The 22,927-nt window shown below is 61.6% G+C and carries 22 protein-coding genes; 9 read left to right on the plus strand and 13 right to left on the minus strand.

What is annotated here, in order from left to right; all coding sequences use genetic code 11:
• Window positions 1-259 precede the first annotated feature (259 nt).
• The 5 genes from ureE to FBX99_RS05100 all read left to right on the plus strand — a co-directional run bounded on the left by ureE (window position 260) and on the right by FBX99_RS05100 (window position 3,974).
• Window positions 260-760: an urease accessory protein UreE gene (gene ureE / locus FBX99_RS05080; protein ID WP_144928464.1), complete on the plus strand. Its 501-nt coding sequence runs from the start codon at window positions 260-262 to the stop codon at window positions 758-760.
• Window positions 757-1,431: an urease accessory protein UreF gene (locus FBX99_RS05085; RefSeq protein ID WP_144928462.1), complete on the plus strand. Its 675-nt coding sequence runs from the start codon at window positions 757-759 to the stop codon at window positions 1,429-1,431. Before ureE ends, FBX99_RS05085 begins: the two co-directional genes overlap by 4 nt.
• 10 nt (window positions 1,432-1,441) lie before the next feature.
• Window positions 1,442-2,056, plus strand: a complete 615-nt coding sequence (gene ureG / locus FBX99_RS05090; protein ID WP_144928460.1) for an urease accessory protein UreG — start codon at window positions 1,442-1,444, stop codon at window positions 2,054-2,056.
• 31 nt (window positions 2,057-2,087) lie between these two features.
• On the plus strand, window positions 2,088-2,660 hold the full coding sequence (locus FBX99_RS05095) for a HupE/UreJ family protein (protein ID WP_144928458.1): 573 nt from the start codon (window positions 2,088-2,090) through the stop codon (window positions 2,658-2,660).
• A gap of 180 nt (window positions 2,661-2,840) precedes the next feature.
• Window positions 2,841-3,974 (plus strand): AGE family epimerase/isomerase, encoded by a 1,134-nt coding sequence (locus FBX99_RS05100; RefSeq protein ID WP_144928456.1) that lies wholly within the window; start codon window positions 2,841-2,843, stop codon window positions 3,972-3,974.
• Window positions 3,975-4,000: 26 nt separating this feature from the next.
• On the opposite strand, the gene FBX99_RS05105 is transcribed toward FBX99_RS05100, so the two are convergent.
• The 9 genes from FBX99_RS05105 to FBX99_RS05145 all read right to left on the minus strand — a co-directional run bounded on the left by FBX99_RS05105 (window position 4,001) and on the right by FBX99_RS05145 (window position 14,037).
• Window positions 4,001-4,765, minus strand: coding sequence for an SDR family oxidoreductase (locus FBX99_RS05105; RefSeq protein ID WP_144928454.1), 765 nt, complete (start codon window positions 4,763-4,765; stop codon window positions 4,001-4,003).
• Window positions 4,765-4,938, minus strand: a complete 174-nt coding sequence (locus tag FBX99_RS28850; protein ID WP_178111839.1) for a hypothetical protein — start codon at window positions 4,936-4,938, stop codon at window positions 4,765-4,767. Before FBX99_RS28850 ends, FBX99_RS05105 begins: the two co-directional genes overlap by 1 nt.
• Window positions 4,939-5,616: 678 nt before the next feature.
• Window positions 5,617-6,333, minus strand: coding sequence for an ABC transporter ATP-binding protein (locus tag FBX99_RS05115; protein WP_041023532.1), 717 nt, complete (start codon window positions 6,331-6,333; stop codon window positions 5,617-5,619).
• Complete coding sequence (locus FBX99_RS05120; protein WP_144928452.1) at window positions 6,330-7,202, minus strand: ABC transporter ATP-binding protein; 873 nt, start codon at window positions 7,200-7,202, stop codon at window positions 6,330-6,332. Before FBX99_RS05120 ends, FBX99_RS05115 begins: the two co-directional genes overlap by 4 nt.
• Entirely contained in the window at window positions 7,195-8,499 is a 1,305-nt protein-coding gene (gene livM, locus FBX99_RS05125; protein WP_144928450.1) for a high-affinity branched-chain amino acid ABC transporter permease LivM, read from the minus strand. Before livM ends, FBX99_RS05120 begins: the two co-directional genes overlap by 8 nt.
• A 2-nt stretch (window positions 8,500-8,501) precedes the next feature.
• Window positions 8,502-9,416, minus strand: a complete 915-nt coding sequence (locus FBX99_RS05130) for a branched-chain amino acid ABC transporter permease LivH (protein ID WP_145130826.1) — start codon at window positions 9,414-9,416, stop codon at window positions 8,502-8,504.
• A gap of 252 nt (window positions 9,417-9,668) precedes the next feature.
• Window positions 9,669-10,805, minus strand: coding sequence for an ABC transporter substrate-binding protein (locus FBX99_RS05135; protein ID WP_047700307.1), 1,137 nt, complete (start codon window positions 10,803-10,805; stop codon window positions 9,669-9,671).
• Between the two features lie 365 nt (window positions 10,806-11,170).
• Window positions 11,171-12,454: an FAD-binding oxidoreductase gene (locus tag FBX99_RS05140; protein ID WP_145130828.1), complete on the minus strand. Its 1,284-nt coding sequence runs from the start codon at window positions 12,452-12,454 to the stop codon at window positions 11,171-11,173.
• 92 nt (window positions 12,455-12,546) lie between these two features.
• Window positions 12,547-14,037 (minus strand): aldehyde dehydrogenase family protein, encoded by a 1,491-nt coding sequence (locus tag FBX99_RS05145; protein WP_145130829.1) that lies wholly within the window; start codon window positions 14,035-14,037, stop codon window positions 12,547-12,549.
• Window positions 14,038-14,213: 176 nt separating this feature from the next.
• Here FBX99_RS05145 and FBX99_RS05150 point away from each other — a divergent pair, with 176 nt between their 5' ends.
• The 3 genes from FBX99_RS05150 to nadE all read left to right on the plus strand — a co-directional run bounded on the left by FBX99_RS05150 (window position 14,214) and on the right by nadE (window position 17,346).
• Entirely contained in the window at window positions 14,214-15,122 is a 909-nt protein-coding gene (locus FBX99_RS05150; protein ID WP_144928442.1) for a LysR family transcriptional regulator, read from the plus strand.
• A gap of 165 nt (window positions 15,123-15,287) precedes the next feature.
• Window positions 15,288-16,514 (plus strand): nicotinate phosphoribosyltransferase, encoded by a 1,227-nt coding sequence (gene pncB / locus FBX99_RS05155; RefSeq protein WP_144928440.1) that lies wholly within the window; start codon window positions 15,288-15,290, stop codon window positions 16,512-16,514.
• Between the two features lie 4 nt (window positions 16,515-16,518).
• On the plus strand, window positions 16,519-17,346 hold the full coding sequence (gene nadE, locus FBX99_RS05160; protein WP_144928438.1) for an ammonia-dependent NAD(+) synthetase: 828 nt from the start codon (window positions 16,519-16,521) through the stop codon (window positions 17,344-17,346).
• Between the two features lie 164 nt (window positions 17,347-17,510).
• Here nadE and azu read toward each other — a convergent pair whose 3' ends face one another.
• A complete protein-coding gene (gene azu, locus FBX99_RS05165) occupies window positions 17,511-17,957 on the minus strand; it encodes an azurin (protein ID WP_144928567.1) in 447 nt (148 codons plus the stop codon).
• Window positions 17,958-18,309: 352 nt separating this feature from the next.
• On the opposite strand from azu, the gene FBX99_RS05170 reads away from it, so the two are divergent.
• Complete coding sequence (locus FBX99_RS05170) at window positions 18,310-18,897, plus strand: TIGR00730 family Rossman fold protein (protein WP_145130831.1); 588 nt, start codon at window positions 18,310-18,312, stop codon at window positions 18,895-18,897.
• Between the two features lie 25 nt (window positions 18,898-18,922).
• On the opposite strand, the gene FBX99_RS05175 is transcribed toward FBX99_RS05170, so the two are convergent.
• The 3 genes from FBX99_RS05175 to FBX99_RS05185 all read right to left on the minus strand — a co-directional run bounded on the left by FBX99_RS05175 (window position 18,923) and on the right by FBX99_RS05185 (window position 22,740).
• On the minus strand, window positions 18,923-19,300 hold the full coding sequence (locus FBX99_RS05175) for an NUDIX domain-containing protein (RefSeq protein WP_144928434.1): 378 nt from the start codon (window positions 19,298-19,300) through the stop codon (window positions 18,923-18,925).
• A 63-nt stretch (window positions 19,301-19,363) separates the two neighbouring features.
• Entirely contained in the window at window positions 19,364-20,254 is an 891-nt protein-coding gene (locus tag FBX99_RS05180) for a transglutaminase family protein (RefSeq protein ID WP_144928431.1), read from the minus strand.
• The gene (locus FBX99_RS05185) at window positions 20,254-22,740 is read right to left on the minus strand and encodes a circularly permuted type 2 ATP-grasp protein (RefSeq protein ID WP_144928429.1); all 2,487 of its coding nucleotides are present in this window, start codon (window positions 22,738-22,740) and stop codon (window positions 20,254-20,256) included. The genes FBX99_RS05180 and FBX99_RS05185 overlap by 1 nt, the downstream gene beginning before the upstream one ends.
• Window positions 22,741-22,927: the final 187 nt, after the last annotated feature.

Genomic DNA, 22,927 nt, shown 5'->3' on the forward strand with positions numbered 1-22,927 from the left:
GAGCGGGCTTGCTCGCGAAGACGGTGGATCAAATACATGGATTTCCACTGATCCACCGCCTTCGCGAGCAAGCCCGCTCCCACAGGTTCGCCGCGCGCCACAAAACAGTGCAAAAACCTCACAGCGCGCACCAACCCGGAACGAAATACATCCTGCGTGGAAAGCCCGCTCCAGCGTCCCACGCCCATTTCCTACGCCATATTCAATTGGCAAGCCACTTGCTCTAAACACAGCACCGTTCATTGCTGGAAGCACTCCGATGCTGGTGATTCATCGCAGAATCGACACTCAACCCCGCTGGGATGCGGAGCTTCATCTGACTTTCGATGCCCGCAGCAAAAGTCGCCTGCGCTGTTTCAGTGCCGAGGGCGAGGACGTGGGATTGTTTTTGGAGCGGGGCCAGCCGCCGCTCCATGACGGCGAATGCCTCCAGGCCGAAGACGGCCGTATCGTACGGGTCTGCGCCCGTCCCGAACAATTGCTGCACGTCACCTGCGCCAATGGCTTCGAGCTGACGCGTGCGGCGTACCACCTTGGCAATCGCCATGTGGCCCTGCAAGTGGGCGATGGCTGGTTGCGCTTGCTGGACGATTACGTGCTCAAGGCGATGCTCGAACAACTGGGCGCCAGCGTCGCCGCTATCGAAGCCCCCTTCCAACCGGAACACGGCGCCTATGGCGGCGGCCATCACCATTCGCGGCAAGGCGAGGAAGACTTCAACTACGCACCGCGTCTGCATCAATTCGGCGTGCGCACATGAACCCGGCCTGGGCGCTGTTGCGTCTGGCCAGCCCGCAGTTGCCCATCGGCGGCTACAGCTATTCCCAAGGGCTGGAGATGGCGGTGGATAACGGCCTGATCAAGACAGCCGACGACGCGCACCGATGGATTGGCGATCAATTGCTGCTGAACCTGGCACGCTTCGAAGCGCCCCTGTTGCTCGCTCATTGCACCGCCGCCGCGGCCGATGATTGGAACGCCTTGGGGCAACACTGCGAAGCACACCGCGCCAGCCGGGAAACCCGCGAGCTGTATCAGGAAAGCCGGCAGATGGGCTATTCACTGCAGCAACTGCTCGGCGGCCTGCCGGAACTCGACGGGGCCGCCCGGCGCTTTCTCGAACAACGCAGCGAACCCCACCTGGCCCTGGGCTGGGCCCTGGCCGCCCGCGCCTGGGACATCATTCCCCAGGACGCGCTCGCCGCGTGGCTGTGGAGCTGGTTGGAAAACCAACTGGCGGTGCTGATGAAAACCCTTCCCCTCGGCCAGCAAGCCGCCCAGCGCCTGACCAGCGAGCTGATGCCGTTGCTGCAACAGGCCCAGCACAACGCTTCGAACATTGACCCCGAGCATTACGGCAGCGCCGCGTTTGGCCTGTCCCTGGCGTGTATGGCCCATGAGCGCCAGTACAGCCGTCTGTTCCGTTCCTAGGAGACCAACAATGAATGCACAACCCCTGCGCGTCGGCATCGGCGGCCCGGTGGGCTCCGGCAAGACCGCCCTGACCCTGGCCCTGTGCCTGGCCCTGCGCGAGCGCTACAACCTGGCGGTGGTCACCAACGATATCTACACCCGTGAAGACGCCGACTTCCTGGTCCGCAACGAAGCCCTCGCGCCGGAGCGGATCATTGGTGTCGAAACCGGCGGCTGCCCCCACACGGCCATTCGCGAAGACGCCTCGATCAATCTCGAAGCGGTGGACCAGTTGAACCGCCGCTTCCCGGGGCTGGATCTGATCCTGGTGGAGTCCGGCGGCGACAACCTCTCGGCGACCTTCAGCCCGGAACTGTCGGATCTGACCCTATACGTGATCGACGTATCGGCCGGGGACAAGTTGCCACGCAAAGGTGGACCGGGCATCTGTAAGTCCGACTTGCTGGTGATCAATAAAATCGACCTGGCACCGCTGGTAGGCGCCTCGCTGGAGATGATGGACAGCGACACCCGGCGGATGCGCAACGGCAAGCCATTCGTCTTCAGCAACCAGAAAACCGGCCAGGGCCTGGACGAAATCATCGCTTTCATCGAGCGCCAGGGCCTGCTGACTGCTGCCTGACTTTTCGAATTCTCAACAAGGAAGCTTTTTCATGACCCCCAAACGCATTCTCGGCACCCTCGTCCTGCTGCTGGTCCCGCCCCTGGCCTTCGCCCATCCCGGCCATGGTGACAATGGTCTGATCGCCGGCCTCGGGCACCCCATCGGCGGCCTGGATCACCTGCTCGCCATGCTTGCGGTCGGCTTGTGGGCAGCGCAACAACAAGGCTCCGCACGCTGGGCGTTGCCCTGCACCTTCATCGGCACGATGCTGATCGGCGGTTTGTTCGGTTTCGCAGGGCTGCAGTTGCCGGCATTGGAAAGCGGGATCGCCGCCTCGGTGCTGGCTCTGGGCTTGGCGGTGGCGCTGGCCGTGCGTCCGCCATTGAGCCTGGCGGTTGCCGCAACGGCATTGTTTGCGTTGTTCCATGGCGTGGCCCATGGACTGGAGCTGCCGGACATGTCGAGCCCTTGGGCGTATGCGGCCGGATTCGTCGCGGCAACGGCGGCGCTGCATGGCGCAGGCTTTGCCCTGGTTCGCGTATTGCCGCGAGCGGCTGCGCCTTTGGTGCGGCTGGCGGGGGCGGCTTCGGCGGGGGTCGGGGTCTGGTTGTTGGCAGGTTGATTGGCAGCGCCGTCAAGGCTGCCTTCGCGAGCAAGCCCGCTCCCACAACTTGATCGGCATACACCGGTCCTGTGGGAGCGGGCTTGCCCGCGAAGGGGCCCTTGAAGGCACTGCATCTCTCGCCCCTGCCACTCTGCTACCATGTCGCGCAATCGCCCCCTGCCGTGACGACGTCCGCCCATGCCCGATGCTTCCCGCCCCGCTCCTTCGCCTGAGTTGATTGCCCTGTTCGCAACAGCGCGCCAGCACTTTCACGAGGTGATCGTGCCCATGTGGCAAGGCCCGGGTTGGAATGCCGAACTGGCATTGCCCTACGAATCCCTGGATGCCACCCACACGCCGTTGCCACCCCAACGCTACCGCGCGATGGCCTGCGCAAGACAGCTGTACGTGTTCGCCAGCCTGATCGGCGAAGTGGCAGGGGCCGAAGAACGGGCCGCGGCGCTGTTCCGCTCGCTACAGCGACACTTTCACGATGGCGAACACGGCGGCTGGTTCTACAGCATCGACCCGCAAGGCGCCCCGCTGGACACCGGCAAGGATCTTTATACCCATGCCTTCATCCTGTTCGCCTGCGCCCATTACTGGGGCAAGGTTCGCGAACCGCTGGTGGAATCGGTGCTCAACGCCGCCCTGGAAGTCATTGCCCGGCGCTTTGCCACCGGCGACGGTCTCTACGAGGCCAGCCTCAAGCGCGATTGGTCAACGCTCGGATCCGGTCCGCTGCAAAACCCCTTGATGCACCTGGCCGAAGCCTTCCTCGCCACCCTCTCGGTCCGTGAGGACGCCAACGTTCGCCAGGCATTGTTGAGTCTGTGTGACGGGATGTCCAAGCGCTTCATTGAGCCGAAGCTGGGCGTGATGATGGAGAAACCGCTCAAGGCTGTGGATAACTGGTTCGAGCCGGGACACCAGTTCGAGTGGTATTTCCTGCTGGCCTCGTCGCCCCTGCTGCAAGACGGCAAGTTGCGCATGGCCCTGCAGCAGAGCTTTGGCTATACCGAGCGACAAGGCGTGGACCCGCAGTCCGGTGCGGTGTGCGCCATGCTGAACCCGATGCCGGAGGCTGTCGCACGTGACGCCACCCAGCGCATCTGGGCCCAGGCCGAGTACCTGCGTGCTCTCACCCTGCGCCCGGGAAGCCAGGACGTGTTGCTGCGTCAGCTACAGGCTCTGCAACAGCATTTCCTGCATGCCAAGGGGTGGAACGAATGCCTGGATGCCGATGGCCTCGTCAGTCGTCGGGACATGCCCTCGACTACCCCGTATCACCTGATGACCTGCTACCGCGGATTGGCCGATTACCTGGGCTGACGCTGTTTGTGTCGAGGGGATTGCCGTCAGGTCTTGTTGCGTTCAATGGCAAACCCGGCCCAGGTCTGGCTCACCGGCATCAGCTCCAGGCTGTTGATGTTGATGTGCGCTGGCGTGTTGAGCACCCAGTAGATCGTTTCGGCAATGTCCTGCGGCTGGATCGGCTCGGCCCCGGCATAGGTCGCGTTGTAGCGCTCCTGATCACCGCCGAAACGCACCAGCGAGAACTCGCTCTCACATAAGCCGGGCTCGATGTTGCTGACCCGTACGCCGGTACCTTGCAGATCGCAACGCAGGTTCAGCGAGAACTGTTTGACGAACGCCTTGCTCGCGCCATACACGTGGCTACCGGGATACGGGTAATTGCCGGCGATGGAACCCAGGTTGATGATCCCCGCGCCGCGGCCATGGGCAATCAGGCGCGGCAGCAGCAGGCGCGTGCTGTAGAGCAGCCCCTTGACGTTGGTGTCGACCATCGTGTCCCAGTCATCGAGGTCGCACTTGGGTGCCGGATCGACCCCCAGGGCCAATCCGGCGTTGTTGATCAAGCCACGCAGTGTGGCAAAGGACGGCGGCAGATTGGCGATGGCCTCCTCCATGGCCTTGCGGTCGCGCACATCCAATACCAGGCCATGGACTTCGGTCTGTTTCGACAGCTCGGCGCAGAGGGCATTGAGGCGCTCTTCACGGCGCCCGGTCAGCACAAGTTTCCAACCGGCCTCGGCAAAACGACGGGCACAGGCTTCACCGAATCCGGACGTCGCCCCGGTGATAAACAGGGTATTGGACATCATGTTCTCCTTGATTGGGCTTGAGGCAGCCATTGAACGGGATCGCCCCACAGCATGCCCGGCCCGGCAGCGAGCGGCAACTGCCCGCCACGGATGTTGACCCAGGCCAGACTGATCATAAAACGATCAAACGGCGCCATCCCTTGCAGGACAAGGGATGCAGCCTGTTGCACGCACCTTATCCACAGGCACGTCCACAGTAATCGGGGGCAACTGAAAACGCTGCAAGCCGCCGCGCTTAAGGCTTTGCGAGGTTTGAGGAAACTTTTTTCCCTTGACCCTGCATATGAGGTTGTGCAGAACAGATTCTCTGCTATAAGCCGAAGGTGAAAGGGACGATGGCTCGGAGCTAGCAACCACGGCCCTCGGAGCGGTCTTTCCAGAGTTTAGTCACAGACTTATCCACAGGCTTGCCCACAGATTCCGAAGACTGTTCCAGCGTTCGGAAAAGGGTTGACAGCCTGCATTCATGCACGCCAGAAAATGCCTGTTCAAAAAACGATCACAGCCCTGCAAGCCACGTATTCAAAGGCGTCCAGCCAGCTATTCCCACGTTACCCACAGCCGGCTCCACAGCAAACGGGGACAACTCAAAACCGTGGCAAAACAACTGTTTGCGGCGACTTTATGTCGCGGTTTGGCAAGGGCTGTGGATTGTTGTCCACAATTATTCCGCCCATATCAATTTCCCCTGTGGGAGAGAGCTTGCTCGCGATAGCGGTGGGTCAGGCCATGGATGTCGACAGGTCTATCGCTATCGCGAGCAGGCTCCCCCACAGGGTTGGGCGGTGTTCTGAAGAGATAAAAAAACCGGCGATCACTCGCCGGTTTTTTTTGCCGCATCAGTGTCGTCAGTGCCCGCCCAGATACGCGTTGCGCACTTCTTCGTTGGCGAGCAGCTCCTTGCCGGTGCCGGTCAGGCGGATTTCGCCGTTGACCATCACGTAGGCCCGATCCGACAACCTGAGGGCGTGGTTGGCGTTCTGTTCCACCAGGAAGATGGTCATCCCGGTGGACGCCAGTTCCCGCAAGGTGGCGAAGATCTGTTTCACCACGATCGGCGCCAGCCCCAGGCTCGGCTCATCGAGCAGCAACAACTTCGGCCGGCTCATCAACGCCCGGGCAATGGCGAGCATTTGCTGCTCGCCACCGGACATGGTCATGGCCCGTTGGTTGCGCCGCTCCTTGAGCCGCGGAAACAGTTCGAACATGCGCTGCATGTCTTCGCTGGCATATTTGTCACCGATGGGGATGGTGCCCATCAGCAGGTTCTCCTCGACGGTCATGTCGGGGAACACCCGCCGCCCTTCCGGCGACTGCGCAATGCCGTTGGACGCGATGTAGTGGGATGACTTGTGGGTAATGTCCACACCCTGGTAGATGATCTGCCCACTGGCCGCGCGCGGCTGGCCGAAGATCGACATCAGCAGCGTAGACTTGCCGGCACCGTTGGAGCCGATCAGGCTCACGGTCTCGCCTTCACCAATCTGCATCGAGACTTTCTTCAGCGCCTGGATCGGCCCGTAGAACACGTCCAGTTCCTTGAGTTCGAGGATCGGTCCGCTCATACCAGTTCCTCTTCATCGGCACCCAGGTAGGCCGCGATCACCTTCGGATCGTTGCGAATCGCCTCCGGACCGCCTTCGGCGATCACGTTGCCGTGGTCCAGCACCACGATGTGGTCGGAAATGCTCATTACCATGCCCATGTCGTGTTCGATCAGCACCACGGTCAGATCGTGCTCGTCGCGCAGCAGCCGGATCATCGCGCTCAGCGCTTCGGTTTCCTGAGGGTTGAGGCCGGCGGCCGGTTCGTCGAGGCAGATGACCTGTGGACGGGTGCACATGGCCCGGGCAATTTCCAGGCGGCGCTGTTGACCATAGGAAAGCTCACCCGCCAGGCGGTTGGCACAATCCACCAGGTCCACGACTTCGAGCCAGTAGAAGGCGTGGTCCAGCGCGTCGCTTTCAGCCTTGCGATAGCCCTTGGTGTTGAGGATGCCGGCCACCAGGCTGCGGTTGACCCACATGTGCTGGGCCACCAGCAGGTTTTCCAACACCGACATTTCCCGGAACAGGCGGATGTTCTGGAAGGTCCGCGCCAGGCCGGCACGGTTCACCAGGTGGGTACCGCCGAACATCTTGTAATACAGCCGGCTGGCAAAGGATTTCGGCGAGACGAAATCGCTGGGACGAAACGCTTCGCCCAGCAGCTTGATGACGTTGGTTCGCTCGCCGCGCACGTTGAGCTCGATCTTGCCACCCGAGGCCTTGTAGAAACCGGTCAGGCAGTTGAACACCGTGGTCTTGCCCGCGCCATTGGGGCCGATCAGGGCGAAGATCGAGTTGCGCTTGACCTGCAGGCTGACGTCGCTGAGGGCCTTGATGCCACCGAATTGCATCATCAGGTTTTCGACTTGAAGTACGACTTCACTCATGGCGCTGCCCTCCGTCATGCGCTATGGCACCTTTACGCGGCGTCACACCGGTACGGCTGATGCGGATCAGGCCGCGAGGTCGCCAGATCATCATCAACACCATCAATACGCCGAACAGCAGCACGCGGTATTCGGAGAAACTGCGCAGCAGTTCCGGCGCCACGGTGAGCACGAATGCCGCGATCACCACGCCCACGGTCGAGCCCATGCCGCCCAGGACCACGATCGCCAGGATCAGCGCCGACTCGAAGAACGTGAACGACGACGGGTTGACGAACCCCTGGTAGCTGGCGAAGAACACTCCGGCCAGACCGGCCGTGGAAGCACCGAGGGTGAACGCCGAAAGCTTGACCAGCACGTGGTTCAGGCCCATGGAACGGCAGGCGATCTCGTCTTCGCGCAGGGCTTCCCAGGCGCGTCCGACCGGCATGCGGGTCAGCCTGTGCTTGATGTAGAGCACCAGCAGCACAACGATGAACAACACGATGTAGATGAACAGGAATTTCAGGTTCGGGTTGTAGTCGATGCCGAAGAACTCGTGGAACGGCACCCCTCCTTCCTTGGCCTTGCGGCCGAACTCCAGGCCGAGAAAGGTCGGCGACGGCACGGGCATGCCGTTCGGCCCGCCAGTGAATGACAGCCAGTTATTGAGCACCAGCCGGATGATTTCACCGAAGCCCAGGGTCACGATCGCCAGGTAGTCACCGTGCATTCGCAACACGGGGAAACCCAATATGCAACCCGCCATCGCCGCCGCGATCGCCGCCAGCGGCAGTACGGTCCAGAAACCCAGACCCAGGTACTGGTAACCCAGCGCCAGGCCATAGGCGCCGATGGCGTAGAACGCCACGTAACCCAGGTCGAGCAGGCCCGCCAGGCCGACCACGATGTTCAGGCCCAGGCCGAGCAACACGTAGATCAGCCCGAGGATGACCACCGTGAGCACGTACTTGTTGGCGAAAAACGGAAAGACGATGGCAATCACGATCAACGCCGGGATGATCCAGCGCAGGCGCGACTTGTAGTCCGGTGGCAGGACGTGCACGCCGGAACCGGGGCTTTCGAAACCCTGGAGTACCTTCAGGCCCTTGGGCGTTTGCAGGAACAGGCTCAAGGCGAAACGCCCGATCATCACGACCCCCACCAGCCAGCCGACACGGGCCGGTTGCAGGTTGAAGCTGTAGCCTTCGAGCACTACGCCGACAATCGGCCCGAACACGATCAGCGAAATCAGGCCCGCCAGGATCGCGTCGATGACGCTCTGTTTGATATCAATCGGTTTATTGGCAGCAGACATACTTATACCTTCGCCACGAGTGGGCGACCCAGCAGGCCTTGGGGACGGAAAATCAGAATCATCACCAGCAGCGAGAAACTGAACACGTCTTTGTAGTCGGAGTTGATCAGACCGGAGAACAGCGACTCGGAGATCCCGAGGATGATCCCGCCGAGCATCGCCCCAGGCAGGGAGCCGATGCCACCGAGGACCGCCGCGGTGAACGCCTTGATGCCGATAATGAAGCCGGCATAGAAGTCGAACGTGCCGTAGTTCATGGTGATCAGCACACCGGCCAGGGCCGCCATGGCCGCGCCGATGATGAACACATAGGAAATCACCCGGTCGGTGTTGATCCCCAGGATCGAGGCCATCTTGCGATCCTGCTGGGTGGCACGGCACATGCGCCCCAGCTTGGTGTACTTGATGATGTAGGTCAGCAAGGCCATCCCGGCGAATGCGGCGACCAGGATGAAGATCTTGGTGTAGGTGAGCTGGACGAAGCCAGTGCCGATTTCGACGCGCATGGCGCCTTCAAGCAGTGTCGGCACACCCTGTTGGCGGGCGCCCTGGCTGATCTGTGCATAGTTCTGCAGGATCAGCGAAATGCCGATGGCACTGATCAGCGGTGCCAGGCGGGTGGAGTTTCGCAACGGTTTGTAGGCGACGCGTTCGATGACCCAGCCATAGACCCCGGTGACCACGACCGTGAACACGAGGGTGCCGAGGATCATTAGCGGAAAGGATTCAATACCGAAGTAAGCCAGCAGAGCCAGACTGATTGCCGCGAGGTACGCGGAAATCATGTAAACCTCGCCGTGGGCGAAGTTGATCATGCCGATGATGCCGTAGACCATTGTGTAGCCGATGGCGATCAGACCATAGACCGACCCGAGGGTCAGGCCATTGATCAGTTGCTGCAGGAAAATACCATCCATAACGCAATCTCACGCATTTGAAAGACTGCACGCACACCGCAGCGACGGACCGGGGTTCAGCCGCCGAGGCCACACGGTGGGCGCACAGCTTTCGGGAGAAAAGACAGGTGGGTCTTGGCCCGGGAAGGATGATCACGGGTTGCGTGGCGAGGGAGCTTGCTCCCGCTGGACTGCGCAGCAGTCCTGTTTTCAGGGCCGCCAAGCGCCCCAGCGGGAGCCAGCTGCCTCGCCACAAGCCGTTATCCCTTCAAATCACTTCTGTTTTTCCAACTGATGGTATTTGCCGTCCTTGTCCCACTGGTAGACCACGTAGTCGGAGATTTTCAGGTCGCCCTTCTTGTCCCACTCCTTCTTGCCCATCACGGTCTGGACCGGGTTGGCCTTGAGCCATTCGGCCGCGGCGTCGGTCTTGTTCGACTTGGCACCATTGAAAGCGGCAGCCAGGGTCTGGACGGAAGCGTAGGCATACAGGGTGTAGCCTTCCGGCTCGGTGCCCTTGGCACGGAATGCGTCTACCACCGACTTGCTGTCTGGCAGCAGGCGTGGGTCGGCACCGAAAGTCATGTACACGCCATCGACGTATTGCGCGCCGCCGGCGGTGGTCACCAGTTCGTCGGTCACGATGCCGTCGTCGGACATGAATTTCACGTCCTTGAGGCCTTGTTCACGCAGTTGGCGAACCAGCGGGCCGGCTTCCGGGTGCAGGCCACCGAAATAGACCACGTCGGCACCGGCCGCACGGATCTTGGTGACCACGGCGCTGAAGTCTTTCTCGCCGCGGGTCAGGCCTTCGTACAGCACTGGGGTCACGCCGCGCTTGGCCAACTGGGCCTTGGTGGCATCCGCCAGGCCTTGGCCGTAGGTGTCCTTGTCATGCAGTACCACGACTTTCTTGCCCTTGAGCACGTCGACGATGTAGTCCCCGGCGACAACGCCCTGCTGGTCGTCACGACCGCACATACGGAACATCGCGTTCAAGCCACGCTCGGTGACAGCCGGGTTGGTGGAACCCGGGGTGATGGCCATGATGTCGGCGTCACCATAGACTTCGGAGGCCGGGATGGTCGACGAAGAACAGAAGTGACCGACCACGGCGTTCACCTTGTCCTGGTCGACAAAGCGGTTGGCCACGGCCACGGCCTGCTTCGGCTCGCACGCGTCGTCGCCTTTCACCAGGACGATCTTCTCGCCGTTCACGCCGCCCTTGGCGTTGATTTCGTCCGCTGCCGCCTGCGCCCCTTTCATGTACTGCTCGCCGAATGCTGCGTTGGCGCCAGTCATGGGACCCGCTACACCGATCTTGAAGTCTGCATGGGCAAACGCGGAAACACCCATTGCCGCTGTAACGGCAAGGGCCAGAAAGCCTTTCTTGTAAAACGTCTGGGACATGAGGTGGTGCTCCAAGGTTTTTTTTAGTTGGCACTGCGACTTCACTGAAAAGCTCAGAGCAAGGGCCGTGCCAGCGGTTTTTTATTCTGAAAAAAGTCGCTGCTTTATTGTTATTTCGACTGTTTCGGGCCCTTTTTCATAGGGCGTGCAACCGTCTAAACCGCACAAGGTGCAACCCGTCGCTTAAATCAGTACAACCTTCCTTGAGCCATCATTGCAACCATCGCACGAAACGGCGTGCAACCAGCCTGTAACAACCTGCGTCACCGAACTGCACACTGCCGGTGCACAACTGCTACAACCCGCACCATAAGAGGCTAGACCCTACGCCGGAAAACGCCGGTTCCGGCAACACTTTTCAACACTCAAATGACGATGCGCAGGCACTGGCCCGCGTGATACAGCGAGAATCCCGCCTCATACAGGCAACTGCGTACGCCCGCCCCGGCCACTGGCTGCATCGGCGCAAAGGGAATCGGTAACGCTTTCGCGTCGCCATGGCACAGGTAATCGGCAAAGGCCTTGCCCACCACCGTCCCGGTGGTCACGCCCCTTCCGTTGTAACCGGTGACCGCCACCAATCCAGGCGCCGGCTCGAACAGGCGCATCAGATGGTCCGGAGTGAAGGCAATGCAGCCGGTCCAGGTGGACTCCCACTCCACAGACTTGAGATACGGGAAGTAGTGCTGCTGCACCCGGTCCGCCCAGGCCTTGAGGAACCAGATGGGCTTGCGGTTGCCATTGCCCAGGCTGCCGAGCAACAGGCGACCATCCTTGTCGCGGCGAATGCTGCTCAATACCTGACGCGTATCCCACGACCCCTGGCCGCCCGGCAGGATGCGTTGCGCCGCCTCGCCGGACAACGGGACGGACGCTACCTGGTAGTAATAGCCGGGGAAGAAATTGCGCCGCAGTTCAGTCCATTCACCTTCGGTGTAGGCATTGGAGGCGATGACCACCTGCTCGGCCAGTACCGAACCCTGGGCCGTCTGTACCGACCAGCGCTGCCCCTGGCGTTCCAGGCGTGTCACGGGGGAGTGGTCAAAAAGCTGTCCACACAGGTCCGACGCTGCCTTGGCCAATCCGCTGACATAGGCCATCGGATTGAGCGTGCCGGCGCGTCGGTCCAGCAAGGCCGCGGCGATTTTCGACGTGCCCGTAGCTTCGACACAGGCCTGGCCGGTGAGCAGCTCCACCGGCGCGCCGCGGCGCTTCCATTGTTCTTCGCGGCTGCGCAGGTCTGCCTCGCCCCGGGCGTTATGGGCCATGTGCAGCGTGCCTTCGCGGCGTAACTGGCAATCGATGTTGTATTTGTCGACGAGACTGAACACCAGCGCCGGTGCCGCGCCCAGCATGCGGTTGAGCTGGCTGCCGACAGCTTCGCCGAAACCGGCCTCTATCTCGTCCGGTGGGATCCACAAGCCCGCGTTCACCAGCCCGACATTGCGCCCCGAGCCGCCATGTCCGGTTCGATGGGCCTCCAGCACCGCGACGCGCTTGCCTTGCTCCAGCAAATGCACCGCCGCCGACAACCCGGTGAAGCCAGCGCCGATCACGCAGACGTCTACCGTGACTTCACCCGTGAGCGCTAGGTTTTCAGGCCTTTGCGGCGTCAGTTTTTCCCACAGACATTCTTCGCGTAACGGCATTGCCAGCTCCTGGTCAGGAGCAGCTGCAAGCTTCAAGCCTCAAGCTGCAAGCAGGGATCGCTTGCAGCTTGGAGCTTGTGGCTTGAAGCTGCTTAATCAAAGGTAATCCCCTGGGCCAACGGCAACTCCAGTGAGTAGTTCACGGTGTTGGTCTGGCGACGCATGTAGGCGCGCCACGAGTCGGAGCCGGATTCGCGTCCGCCGCCGGTTTCTTTTTCGCCACCGAAAGCGCCGCCGATTTCCGCGCCGCTCGGGCCGATGTTGACGTTGGCGATGCCGCAGTCACTGCCCACCGCAGACATGAACTGCTCGGCCTCACGCACATCGGTGGTGAAGATGCAGGAAGACAGGCCTTGCGGCACGGCGTTGTTCAGGTGCAGGGCTTCTGCGAAGTCCTTGTAGCCGACCACATACAGGATCGGTGCGAAGGTCTCGTGGCGGACCACGTCGCTCTGCTCCGGCATCTCGACGATGGCCGGCGACACGTAGTAGGCGTTCGGGAACTGGTCTTCGAGCTGACGCTGGCCGCCGAATACGCGACCGCCTTCGCTCAAGGCCTGTTCGAGGGCGTCCTGCATGTTGTCGAAGCTGTGCTTGTCGATCAACGGCCCTACCAGGTTGCCTTCCAGCGGATGACCGATGCGTATTTTCGAATAGGCAGCCTTGAGACGGGTGACGATTTCTTCTTTCACAGACTCATGGGCGATCAGGCGGCGCAGGGTGGTGCAACGCTGGCCAGCGGTACCGACGGCGCTGAACAGGATGGCGCGCACGGCCATGTCCAGGTCGGCACTCGGCGCCAGGATCATCGCGTTGTTGCCACCCAGTTCGAGGATGCTGCGGGCAAAGCGCGCGGCGACTTTCGGCGCCACTTCCCGGCCCATGCGGGTGCTGCCGGTGGCGCTGATCAACGCTACGCGCGGGTCATCCACCAAGGCTTCACCGGCATCGCGACCGCCGATGATCACTTGGCACAGATACTCAGGCGCGTCGCCGAAATTCTTCAACGCCCGCTCGAACAGCGCCTGGCACGCCAGGGCGGTGAGCGGGGTCTTTTCCGAAGGCTTCCAGATCACCGAATCGCCGCACACCAGGGCCAGCGCGGTGTTCCAGGCCCAGACCGCGACAGGGAAGTTGAACGCACTGATCACCCCGACCACGCCCAGCGGGTGCCAGGTTTCACGCATATGGTGGCCCGGACGCTCGGAGGCAATGGTCAGGCCGTACAGTTGACGGGACAGGCCGACGGCGAAATCGCAGATGTCGATCATCTCCTGCACTTCACCCAGACCTTCCTGGGTAATCTTGCCGGCTTCCCACGACACCAGCTCGCCGAGATCGGCCTTGTATTCACGCAGCAGGTCGCCAAACTGACGCACCAGCTCGCCGCGACGCGGGGCCGGGACCTGGCGCCACAGATCGAAGGCACGCTGGGCGCGGCTGACCTGCTGCTCGACTTCGGCGGCGCCTTCCCAGTTCACCGCGCCGATACGACTGCCGTCGATGGGCGAGTGCACCGGCTGTGTGCCGTTCTGGTACAGGGCCGGGTCGACACCCAGACGATCAAGCAATGCAGCAACCATGGTCAATTCCTCAAGCGAAAGACGAAAATCGGCAGCCGGACGAACACGGCTGATCAGGACTGTAGTTGTAGCTGGCCCGAGTCTTGCCAACAAACGACCTTTAAGCGAGATATCATTCCGTTTATTCATGCTGCCCCATGAACGGATATGACGAGTCACCGCAAATAGGCCTCAGGATGCTCAATAAACGCTATTTACCATCGATTACGGCACTGCAATGTTTCGAAGCGGTGACCCGCCACCTGAGCTTCACCCGTGCGGCCGAAGAGTTGCACCTGACCCAGAGCGCCGTCAGCAAGCAGGTCGCGCAGCTCGAGGAGCTGTTGCAGCACTTGCTGTTCCGCCGCGTGCGTCGGCGCTTGCAGTTGACGCCGGCCGGCGACTTATACCTGGGTGAAGTCCGGAAAATCCTCTCCCAGGTCGAAATGTCCACCCACTACCTGCGCTCCTACGGTGGCGACACCGAAGTCCTGCGCGTCTCTACCCCACCGACCTTCGGTGCACGCTGGCTGGTGCCGCGCCTCAAAGGCTGGCGCCTGCGGCATCCGAAGATCCATCTGGACCTGTGCAGCGAACAGGAGCCTGACGACTTGCTGCAAGGGCGCAGCGACATGGCGTTCTACTTCGGCCAGGGCTCTCGGCCTGGCACCGAATCCCTGGAACTGTTCGGCGAAGAATTGGTGCCGGTCTGCGCGCCGGGCTGCCTGCCGGAGACCCCCTTTACCGACCCGACGCAACTGGCCGACCTGGTGCTGTTGCAGAACGCATCACGCCCCCAGGCATGGCATGACTGGTTCGCCGACCAGGGTTTGCATACCGAACACAGCTACCACGGACCTCGCTTCGAAACGTTCTACATGTGCATCCGTGCCGCCCAGGTCGGCTGCGGCGTCGCCCTGTTGCCGCGTTTCCTGGTGGAAGAAGAACTGGCAGATGGCAAACTGGTCATTGCGTGGCAGCACGCCATGCCCAGTACCAATGCCTATTACATGGCTTATCCTGAACACGCGGCAGAGGTGCCCAAGGTGAAACTGTTTGTGGAGTGGATGTTGGAGCAGATGGCTAATCCTGATGCACCACAGTAAGAGCTACCGCCACAGAAGAATGCTCTTGTCACAGGTAAAACTCCTGCCATCAGGAACGCTGCGACCAAAAAACACTGGCAATCACCCCAAGGGGTATGCGCCACTAGCACCACAAACCGCTGTCCGACGCTGCCCGCTGCAGCGAACTGTCTGGAGATATCCCTCATGAGCGAGAGTGTGTTTGCCGATCGCATCGTGCAGAACCTGCTCGACACCGACTTCTACAAGTTGACGATGATGCAGGCGGTCCTGCACAACTACCCCAACGTCGAAGTCGAATGGGAGTTTCGTTGCCGCAACAGCGAAGACCTGCGCCCCTATCTGGCGGAGATCCGCTTCCAGATCGAGCGCCTGGCCGAGCTCAACCTGAGCGCCGATCAGCTGGGTTTCCTGGAGCGCATCAGCTTCCTGAAACCGGATTTCCTGCGCTTTTTGGGCCTGTTTCGTTTCAACCTGCGCTACGTGTACACCGGCATCGAAAATGGCGAGCTGTTCATCCGCCTGCGCGGGCCGTGGCTGCATGTGATCCTGTTCGAAGTGCCGCTGCTGGCCATCGTCAGCGAAGTGCGCAATCGCTATCGCTACCGTGAGGTCATCCTGGAGCAGGCACGGGAGCAGTTGTATCGCAAGTTCGACTGGCTGACCGCCAACGCCAGCCGCGAGGAATTGTCCGACTTGCAAGTGGCGGACTTCGGTACCCGTCGGCGGTTTTCCTACCGCACCCAGGAAGAAGTGGTAAACGTGCTCAAGCACGATTTCCCCGGGCGCTTCGTCGGCACCAGCAATGTGCACCTGTCCCGGGAGCTGGACATGAAACCCTTGGGCACCATGGCCCATGAGTGGATCATGGCCCATCAGCAACTGGGCCCGCGGCTGATCGACAGCCAGATCGCCGCCCTCGACTGCTGGGTGCGCGAGTACCGCGGCCTGCTGGGGATCGCGCTGACCGACTGCATCACCATGGATGCCTTCCTGACCGACTTCGATCTGTTCTTCGCCAAGCTGTTCGATGGTCTGCGCCATGATTCGGGTGACCCGGTGGCCTGGGCCGAGAAAGCCATCGCCCACTATCACAAGCTGGGGATCGATCCGATGAGCAAGACCCTGGTGTTCTCCGACAGTCTGACCTTGCCCAAATGCCTGGAGATTTTCCGTGCATTGCGTGGTCGCATTAATGTCAGCTTCGGTATTGGCACCAACCTGACCTGCGACATCCCGGGCGTCGAACCCATGAGCATCGTGCTTAAAATGATCAGCTGTGACGGGCAGCCCGTCGCCAAGATTTCAGACGAGCCCGGCAAGACCCACTGCAAGGATCCGAATTTCGTCGCCTACATGCGACATGTTTTCCAAGTACCTGCCGCCCTTTCTGACATATCAAGCAAGGAGTGAATTCATGCAAGCCGTACAGCGTGAGATTGCTGAACAGCTCAAGGTCCAGCCACCGTTTGCCGATGACGCCGCTCTCAAGGCCGAAATCGCTCGCCGGGTCAGCTTCATCCAGGACTGTCTCGTCAACTCCGGGCTCAAGAGCCTGGTGCTGGGGATCAGTGGCGGAGTCGATTCGTTGACGGCCGGCCTGCTGGCCCAGCGCGCCATGCGCGAGTTGCGGGAGAAAACCGGTAACCCGGCCTACAAGTTCATCGCCGTGCGCCTGCCGTACGAAACCCAGTTCGATGAGCACGAAGCACAGGCCTGCGTGGACTTCATCACACCGGACGAACGCCACACCGTCAACATCGGCCCGGCGGTCAAGGCCTTGGCCAAGGAAGTCCTGGCATTCGAAGGCAAGACGCCAGGCGCGCGGGATTTCGTGCTGGGCAACTCCAAGGCGCGGATGCGCATGGTGGCGCAATATGCCATCGCCGGTGCCGAGCAAGGCCTGGTGGTCGGTACCGACCACGCAGCTGAAGCCGTGATGGGTTTCTTCACCAAGTTCGGTGACGGCGCCTGTGACCTGGCGCCCCTGAGCGGCCTGGTGAAAAATCAGGTCCGGGCCATCGCCCGCGACTTCGGAGCCCCGGAATCGCTGGTGGAAAAAGTCCCCACCGCCGACCTCGAGGACCTGTCCCCGGGCAAGCCCGACGAAGCCGCTCATGGGGTGACCTATGGGGAAATCGATGCCTTCTTGCACGGCCAGACCATTCGCGAAGAAGCCGCCCGGATCATCTGCGAGACCTATCGCAAGACCGAGCACAAGCGAGTGTTGCCGTACGCCCCTTGATTCTAAGGCGGCTGGACTGACGTCTTCGCGAGCAAGCCCGCTCCCACAAAGGATCTGCGTCAAACACCAGTGTGGGAGCGGGCTTGCTCGCGAAGAACGATGACTCGGTGATTTGCCGGACACAAAAAAGCGCCCTTGCAACGGGCGCTTTTTATGCCTGAAGATTACTTCAGGGTCACGGTGCCTTTCATCATCGAGATATGGCCCGGGAACGAGCAGAAGAAGCCGTACTTCTCAGCGGCATTGAGCTTCGACACGTCAAAGGTCACCGAGTCTTTCTCACCAGCACCGATGATTTTGGTGTGGGCAATGACGCGCTCATCACCTTCCTTCAGGTAGTTCTTGTCGATACCAGCGGTCAGGCCATCGGTCGCGATCGGCTGCATGTCAGCCTCTTTGCTCAGCACCCAGTTATGGCCCATGACGCTCTTCTGCGAGGTGCCCGAATGAGTCAGCTCAACGGTAAAAGTCTTGCAGCTCTTATCGATCTCGATGGCCTTGGTACTGAAGGTCATCTGATCGGTCGAGTCGATGGTGGTCTTGCACTCCGCTGCCATCAGTTGGCTGCTAGCCAGTGTCAACAGGGATACTGCTACAAGTTTGGCAAACATCATGAATCTCCAAGGCATGGTTAGAAAATCCCTTCAAAGGGGAAGACTGCCCTAATTTCAGACAAGTTCCTATGACCTGAATCAAAAAGTGTATACAACTTAAGGCTATCAGCCTGATGGACACAATCAACCGGCCAGAGGCACAAGGTCCGCCTATGATCGGCCCCATCAACCCAATGGAGTGCCAGTCATGAACCTCAACAGCCTGTTGTGCAGCCTGCTCGCCGCCTACGCCTGCGGCGCCAGCGGTACCTACGAAAAACCTGCGCGAGAGGTCTGATGCCTGCGCGCCCTTTGCACACGACAGCGGCCAGGCTTTACTCTGCAGCGGTTACCGACTCTGGAGAAAAGCATGGCCATCGCGTCTGTGTGTGTATTTTGCGGCGCCAGCATCGGCGCCAACCCCGCTTACCGTGAAGCGGCGCAAGCGCTGGGACGAGCATTGGCCGAACGCAAGCTCACCCTGGTCTATGGCGGCGGCGCCGTCGGCCTGATGGGCATCGTTGCCGACGCGGCCCTGGCGGCCGGGGGCGAAGTCATCGGCATCATTCCGCAAAGCCTGAAAGACAAGGAGATCGGCCATAGCGGCCTGACCCGCCTGGAAGTGGTGGACGGCATGCATGCCCGCAAGGCGCGCATGGCCGAACTCAGCGACGCCTTCATCGCCCTGCCCGGTGGCCTCGGCACCCTGGAAGAATTGTTCGAAGTCTGGACCTGGGGCCAGCTCGGCTACCACGGCAAACCGCTGGGCCTGCTGGAAGTGAATGGTTTCTACAGCAAACTCACCGGTTTCCTCGACCATATCGTCGACGAAGGTTTTGTCCGCGCAGCCCATCGCGACATGCTGCAAGTGAGCGCGTCAGCCCATGACCTGCTCGATGCGCTGGATGAATGGCAACCCTCGGTACAGCCCAAATGGGCCGAGCAAAAATCCCCATGAGAAGCGGCGTGAGGGCTCTGGGCCCTCACGCTTGCAGGGCCTTGGCAATCGAGGCGCGATAACCTTCCGGCAGCTTGGCCGGTAAGCGGCCTGGCTCGAAGAGCCCGATCTCCTTGTGTTCATGGCTCACCGTCGGCACGAAGCCGCCCACCAACTGGCAGCGGTAAGTGGATATGAACACATGTTTGCCAGGGATGACTTCGAACAGGTAGGAATCCAGCGGCTCCCCCACGCTCACCTCCACCGCGAGTTCCTCGGTGATTTCCCGGGCCAGGCATTGCGCTGCCGTTTCGCCCAATTCGATTCGTCCGCCGGGCAATTCCCACTCGTCCCGCTCGTTGAGCATGAGCACGACCAGGCCTTCGGGGGATTGCAGCACGCCTTTGATGGAAACCGGGAACATATCACCCTCCAATGAAACACAGCGCCTATGAACCCACAGCCGTCCCTCAGGCCAAACCCTGAATCACTCCAGCGGCATCACGGTCACCCGAACCTCGGGATCGTGATTACCGCCCCCCAGGATCACCCCGCGTAACGGCGACACATCGGAAAAATCCCGGCCCCAGGCCAGGGTGATGTGCTCCAGGGCTGGCTGTACGTTGTTGGTCGGGTCGAAATCCACCCAGCCCAGTGCCGGGCAGAACACCGAGATCCAGGCGTGGGACGCATCGGCGCCAATCAACCGGGGCTGGCCGGGCGGTGGCTGGGTCAGCAGGTAACCGCTGACGTAACGCGCCGCCAGCCCACGGGAACGTATGCAGGCCAGCATCAGATGGGCAAAGTCCTGGCATACGCCCCGCCGCCGTTCCAGCACCTCCACCAACGGCGTCGCCACCTGCGTCGCTTCGGCATCGAACGTAAACTCGTCGAAAATCTTCTCCATCAGCGCCCGGACACACCACATCAATGGGCGTCCCGGCGCAAAGCAGCTTTCGGAAAATTCGACGAAGCTGCGCTTGAGGTGCACATAAGGAGACTCGAAACGATAGCGACACGCGTCCAGCAATGCCTCGGACAGCGGCCGGCTGCTGTAGGTCAGCGCCTGGCAGGTCGACTCCCAGGCTGGCGACAGGTTGAAATCAGGTTCAGGGCGAGCCAGCACTTCGATACTCAGGCGGGCATTGACCAGCAACTCATCATGGGGCCGTTCGAAAGCCAGGCGGGTCAGTGGATTACCGAAGACATCCAGCTCATCCCGACGGGTCGTCGGCTCGGGGCTGATCACCAACTGCTGGTCGGTGCAACGCTGCCACTCACAGGGCCGCGGCCACAGGTGGGCAAGCTGCTGGGCCAGGGATACCGGGCTGTCATAGTGGTAATGGGTGTCGTGGAGAATCTGGTAGCGGGCGCTCATCATACGGACACCGTGCGTTGGCTGACGTCATCGACGTGGGCAAAATGACGCAGGGCCAGGCGATCCGACACCTGGCCGCTGACATCGGCCACTTCCTGCAACAGGTCGGCCAGGCCATCGAGCGCGGCGCGCAGGCTGGCTTCGCCGAACAACGGATTTTCCAGGCATCGCAGGTCAAAGCGCGACAGGCGCGTCACCAACTCCGGCAACGCGGTTTCCCTCGGCGCGCCAAAGTCATCGTTCAGGCGCTTGAGGGTACGGGCCACCAGTTTCAACTGGAAGAGCACTGCATGGGGGTTCTGCTCGTCCAGCAGCAACAGGTCGAGCACCGGGATCAACTGGGCGACCGCCAGGTAACGCGAGCGGTAGGTGATGCTGCTGTTACCCAGCTCCAGCAGCCATTCCAGCCCGGCCTGATCGAACACCGCCTCCCCCCGCAGGAACGCGGCCAGGCTGCTGCTGAGAAACTGCAGGCGTTCCAGGCGCCGACCGATCATCAGGAAGCGCCAGCCCTCGTCGCGGGTCATGTCGTCCAGGGCGAATCCGGAAAGCGCCGCCAGAGACATCACCAATCGGTTGAGGAAATCCAGCAGCTCGCCGAAATCCGCTTCGCCGGTTTCCAGCTCCAGGGCCTCGCGCTGCAACTCCACCAGCGCCTGCCAGTTCTCCCGGGACAACTTGCCACGCACCTGCGAGGCCGCCCACTGCAGGCGCTGCAGGTTGGAGCGCAGGCTGAACGACCAATCGTCGCCCAGCAATGCCGCCAGCAGACGCTCAGGCAGTTCGCCCTCTTCGGGCAGCAGCATCAGGCTCTCACCCAGGGACACCGCCGATTGCAATGCCTGCGGATCATCGCCATCGACATAACGCGCCAGCATGATCCGCAGCAGCCGCGCACTGTCATCGCAACGTTCGCAATAACGACCAAACCAGAACAGGTTCTCCACCACCCGGGACGGCAGGTACGGATCCCGTCGAACCAGGTCATGAACGCCCACGGTGCGCTGGGCCTTCCACTGTTCGCTGCCAGGCGCCAGCTCTCCCAGCACCCAAGTGTCCTTGCTCGCGCCGCCACGTTGCATCGACACCACTTCGGCATCGGCCTCGGCCGCCACGCGGGTCAAGCCGCCCGGCAGCACCCGATAATCGTCCTTACCGGACACCGCGTACACACGCATGCCGATGGCCCGCGGCTGCAACAGGCCGTCCTCGGCCTGCCAGACCGGGGCCTGGGACAACTGCGCCAACTCCTGAGCCACGTAGGCGTAAGGCCGTGCCTGGATCCGCGCCGCCAGACGGTCGCGCTGCTCCTCGCTCAGGTCACGGCCGAACGCCGGCTTGAAGCTCTGGGAAGGGAAGGCCGGCCTGATCAACAGCTGAGGCAGCTTTTCCAGGGCCTGGGCCAGCACCGGCGGCTCGCCGCACCACCAAGTGGCGATGGAAGGCAGCAGCAGGTCTTCGCCGAACAGGAACTGGCAGATCTTCGGCAGGAACCCCAACAGGCCTGGCGATTCCAGCACGCCGCTACCCAAGGCGTTGCCCACCAGCACCCGCCCCTGGCGTACCGCCTCGAGCAGCCCCGGCACCCCCAGGGCCGAATCGGTACGCAACTCCAGCGGATCGCAAAAGTCATCGTCGAGCCGACGCATGATCGCATGGACCCGACGCAACCCGCTGAGGGTCTTGAGGTAGACCGTGGCGTCGCGAACGGTCAGGTCGCCCCCCTCTACCAGCGGATAGCCAAGCTGGCGCGCCAGGTACAGGTGTTCGAAATAGCTTTCGTTGAAGCGCCCCGGCGTCAACAGCACCACCAGGGGCGGCTCACCCTCGCTGGGGGCTTGGCGGGCAAGGGTTTCCTGTAAGGTGCGGAAGAAACCGGACAGATGCTGGACCTTCAAGTCGCGGTACAGATCGGGAAAGGCGCGGGAGACGATCATGCGGTTTTCCAGCGCATAACCGGCCCCGGAGGGTGCCTGGGTCCGATCCGCCGTGACCCACCAGCGCCCATCGGGCGTGCGCGCCAGGTCCACGGCATACAAATGCAGGAAAATCCCTTCCGGAGGGCTGATGCCCTGGCAAGGCCAGAGGAAGTTGTTGTGCCCGAACACCAGTTCCGCCGGCAGCAGGCCTTCGCTGATCAACCGTTGCGGCCCGTAGAGGTCAGCCAGCACCGCGTTGAGCAACCGTGCACGTTGGGCAATACCGGCCGACAGCTGCTTCCATTCCTGCGCATCGATGACATGGGGCAGCAGGTCCAGCTCCCATGGCCGGTCGGCGCCCTTCGGATCGGCATAGACGTTATAGGTGACGCCGTTTTCCTGGATCTGCCGCGCCAGCAACGCCTGACGCTGCATCAGTTGGGCCGGCGTGCTGCGCTGCAACTGGTCGAACAGCCGCCGCCAGTGCGGACGCACCGCACCATGGTCGTCCAGCAATTCGTGATAAGTGCCCGTTGTCAGCGGGTAACGGTCAAGCAGGTCAGGCATGGAAAGCTCGGCAGGCGGCAGTGAAAGGTGAGACTAGCGCAAGGGCATGATGCGCGAATAGATACAATCTGTGCAGACTGCAACCTGATGTGGCCCCGCTGGGCTGCATAGCAGCCCCATACCAAACGCATCAATCACCCCGAAATAACCCATTGTCTTATTTTGGGGGCCGCTACGCGGGCCCAGC

It is taken from the genome of Pseudomonas sp. SJZ074 (genome assembly GCF_007828215.1).
In the GTDB taxonomy this organism is placed as follows: domain Bacteria; phylum Pseudomonadota; class Gammaproteobacteria; order Pseudomonadales; family Pseudomonadaceae; genus Aquipseudomonas.

Excerpts from the sequence above, each read along its gene's own strand:
- ureE (WP_144928464.1), top strand. The coding sequence starts at position 260 with ATGCTGGTGATTCATCGCAGAATCGACACTCAACCCCGCTGGGATGCG.
- FBX99_RS05085 (WP_144928462.1), top strand. The coding sequence starts at position 757 with ATGAACCCGGCCTGGGCGCTGTTGCGTCTGGCCAGCCCGCAGTTGCCC.
- ureG (WP_144928460.1), top strand. The coding sequence starts at position 1,442 with ATGAATGCACAACCCCTGCGCGTCGGCATCGGCGGCCCGGTGGGCTCC.
- FBX99_RS05095 (WP_144928458.1), top strand. The coding sequence starts at position 2,088 with ATGACCCCCAAACGCATTCTCGGCACCCTCGTCCTGCTGCTGGTCCCG.
- FBX99_RS05100 (WP_144928456.1), top strand. The coding sequence starts at position 2,841 with ATGCCCGATGCTTCCCGCCCCGCTCCTTCGCCTGAGTTGATTGCCCTG.
- FBX99_RS05105 (WP_144928454.1), bottom strand. The coding sequence starts at position 4,765 with ATGTCCAATACCCTGTTTATCACCGGGGCGACGTCCGGATTCGGTGAA.
- FBX99_RS05115 (WP_041023532.1), bottom strand. The coding sequence starts at position 6,333 with ATGAGCGGACCGATCCTCGAACTCAAGGAACTGGACGTGTTCTACGGG.
- FBX99_RS05120 (WP_144928452.1), bottom strand. The coding sequence starts at position 7,202 with ATGAGTGAAGTCGTACTTCAAGTCGAAAACCTGATGATGCAATTCGGT.
- livM (WP_144928450.1), bottom strand. The coding sequence starts at position 8,499 with ATGTCTGCTGCCAATAAACCGATTGATATCAAACAGAGCGTCATCGAC.
- FBX99_RS05130 (WP_145130826.1), bottom strand. The coding sequence starts at position 9,416 with ATGGATGGTATTTTCCTGCAGCAACTGATCAATGGCCTGACCCTCGGG.
- FBX99_RS05135 (WP_047700307.1), bottom strand. The coding sequence starts at position 10,805 with ATGTCCCAGACGTTTTACAAGAAAGGCTTTCTGGCCCTTGCCGTTACA.
- FBX99_RS05140 (WP_145130828.1), bottom strand. The coding sequence starts at position 12,454 with ATGCCGTTACGCGAAGAATGTCTGTGGGAAAAACTGACGCCGCAAAGG.
- FBX99_RS05145 (WP_145130829.1), bottom strand. The coding sequence starts at position 14,037 with ATGGTTGCTGCATTGCTTGATCGTCTGGGTGTCGACCCGGCCCTGTAC.
- FBX99_RS05150 (WP_144928442.1), top strand. The coding sequence starts at position 14,214 with ATGCTCAATAAACGCTATTTACCATCGATTACGGCACTGCAATGTTTC.
- pncB (WP_144928440.1), top strand. The coding sequence starts at position 15,288 with ATGAGCGAGAGTGTGTTTGCCGATCGCATCGTGCAGAACCTGCTCGAC.
- nadE (WP_144928438.1), top strand. The coding sequence starts at position 16,519 with ATGCAAGCCGTACAGCGTGAGATTGCTGAACAGCTCAAGGTCCAGCCA.
- azu (WP_144928567.1), bottom strand. The coding sequence starts at position 17,957 with ATGTTTGCCAAACTTGTAGCAGTATCCCTGTTGACACTGGCTAGCAGC.
- FBX99_RS05170 (WP_145130831.1), top strand. The coding sequence starts at position 18,310 with ATGGCCATCGCGTCTGTGTGTGTATTTTGCGGCGCCAGCATCGGCGCC.
- FBX99_RS05175 (WP_144928434.1), bottom strand. The coding sequence starts at position 19,300 with ATGTTCCCGGTTTCCATCAAAGGCGTGCTGCAATCCCCCGAAGGCCTG.
- FBX99_RS05180 (WP_144928431.1), bottom strand. The coding sequence starts at position 20,254 with ATGAGCGCCCGCTACCAGATTCTCCACGACACCCATTACCACTATGAC.
- FBX99_RS05185 (WP_144928429.1), bottom strand. The coding sequence starts at position 22,740 with ATGCCTGACCTGCTTGACCGTTACCCGCTGACAACGGGCACTTATCAC.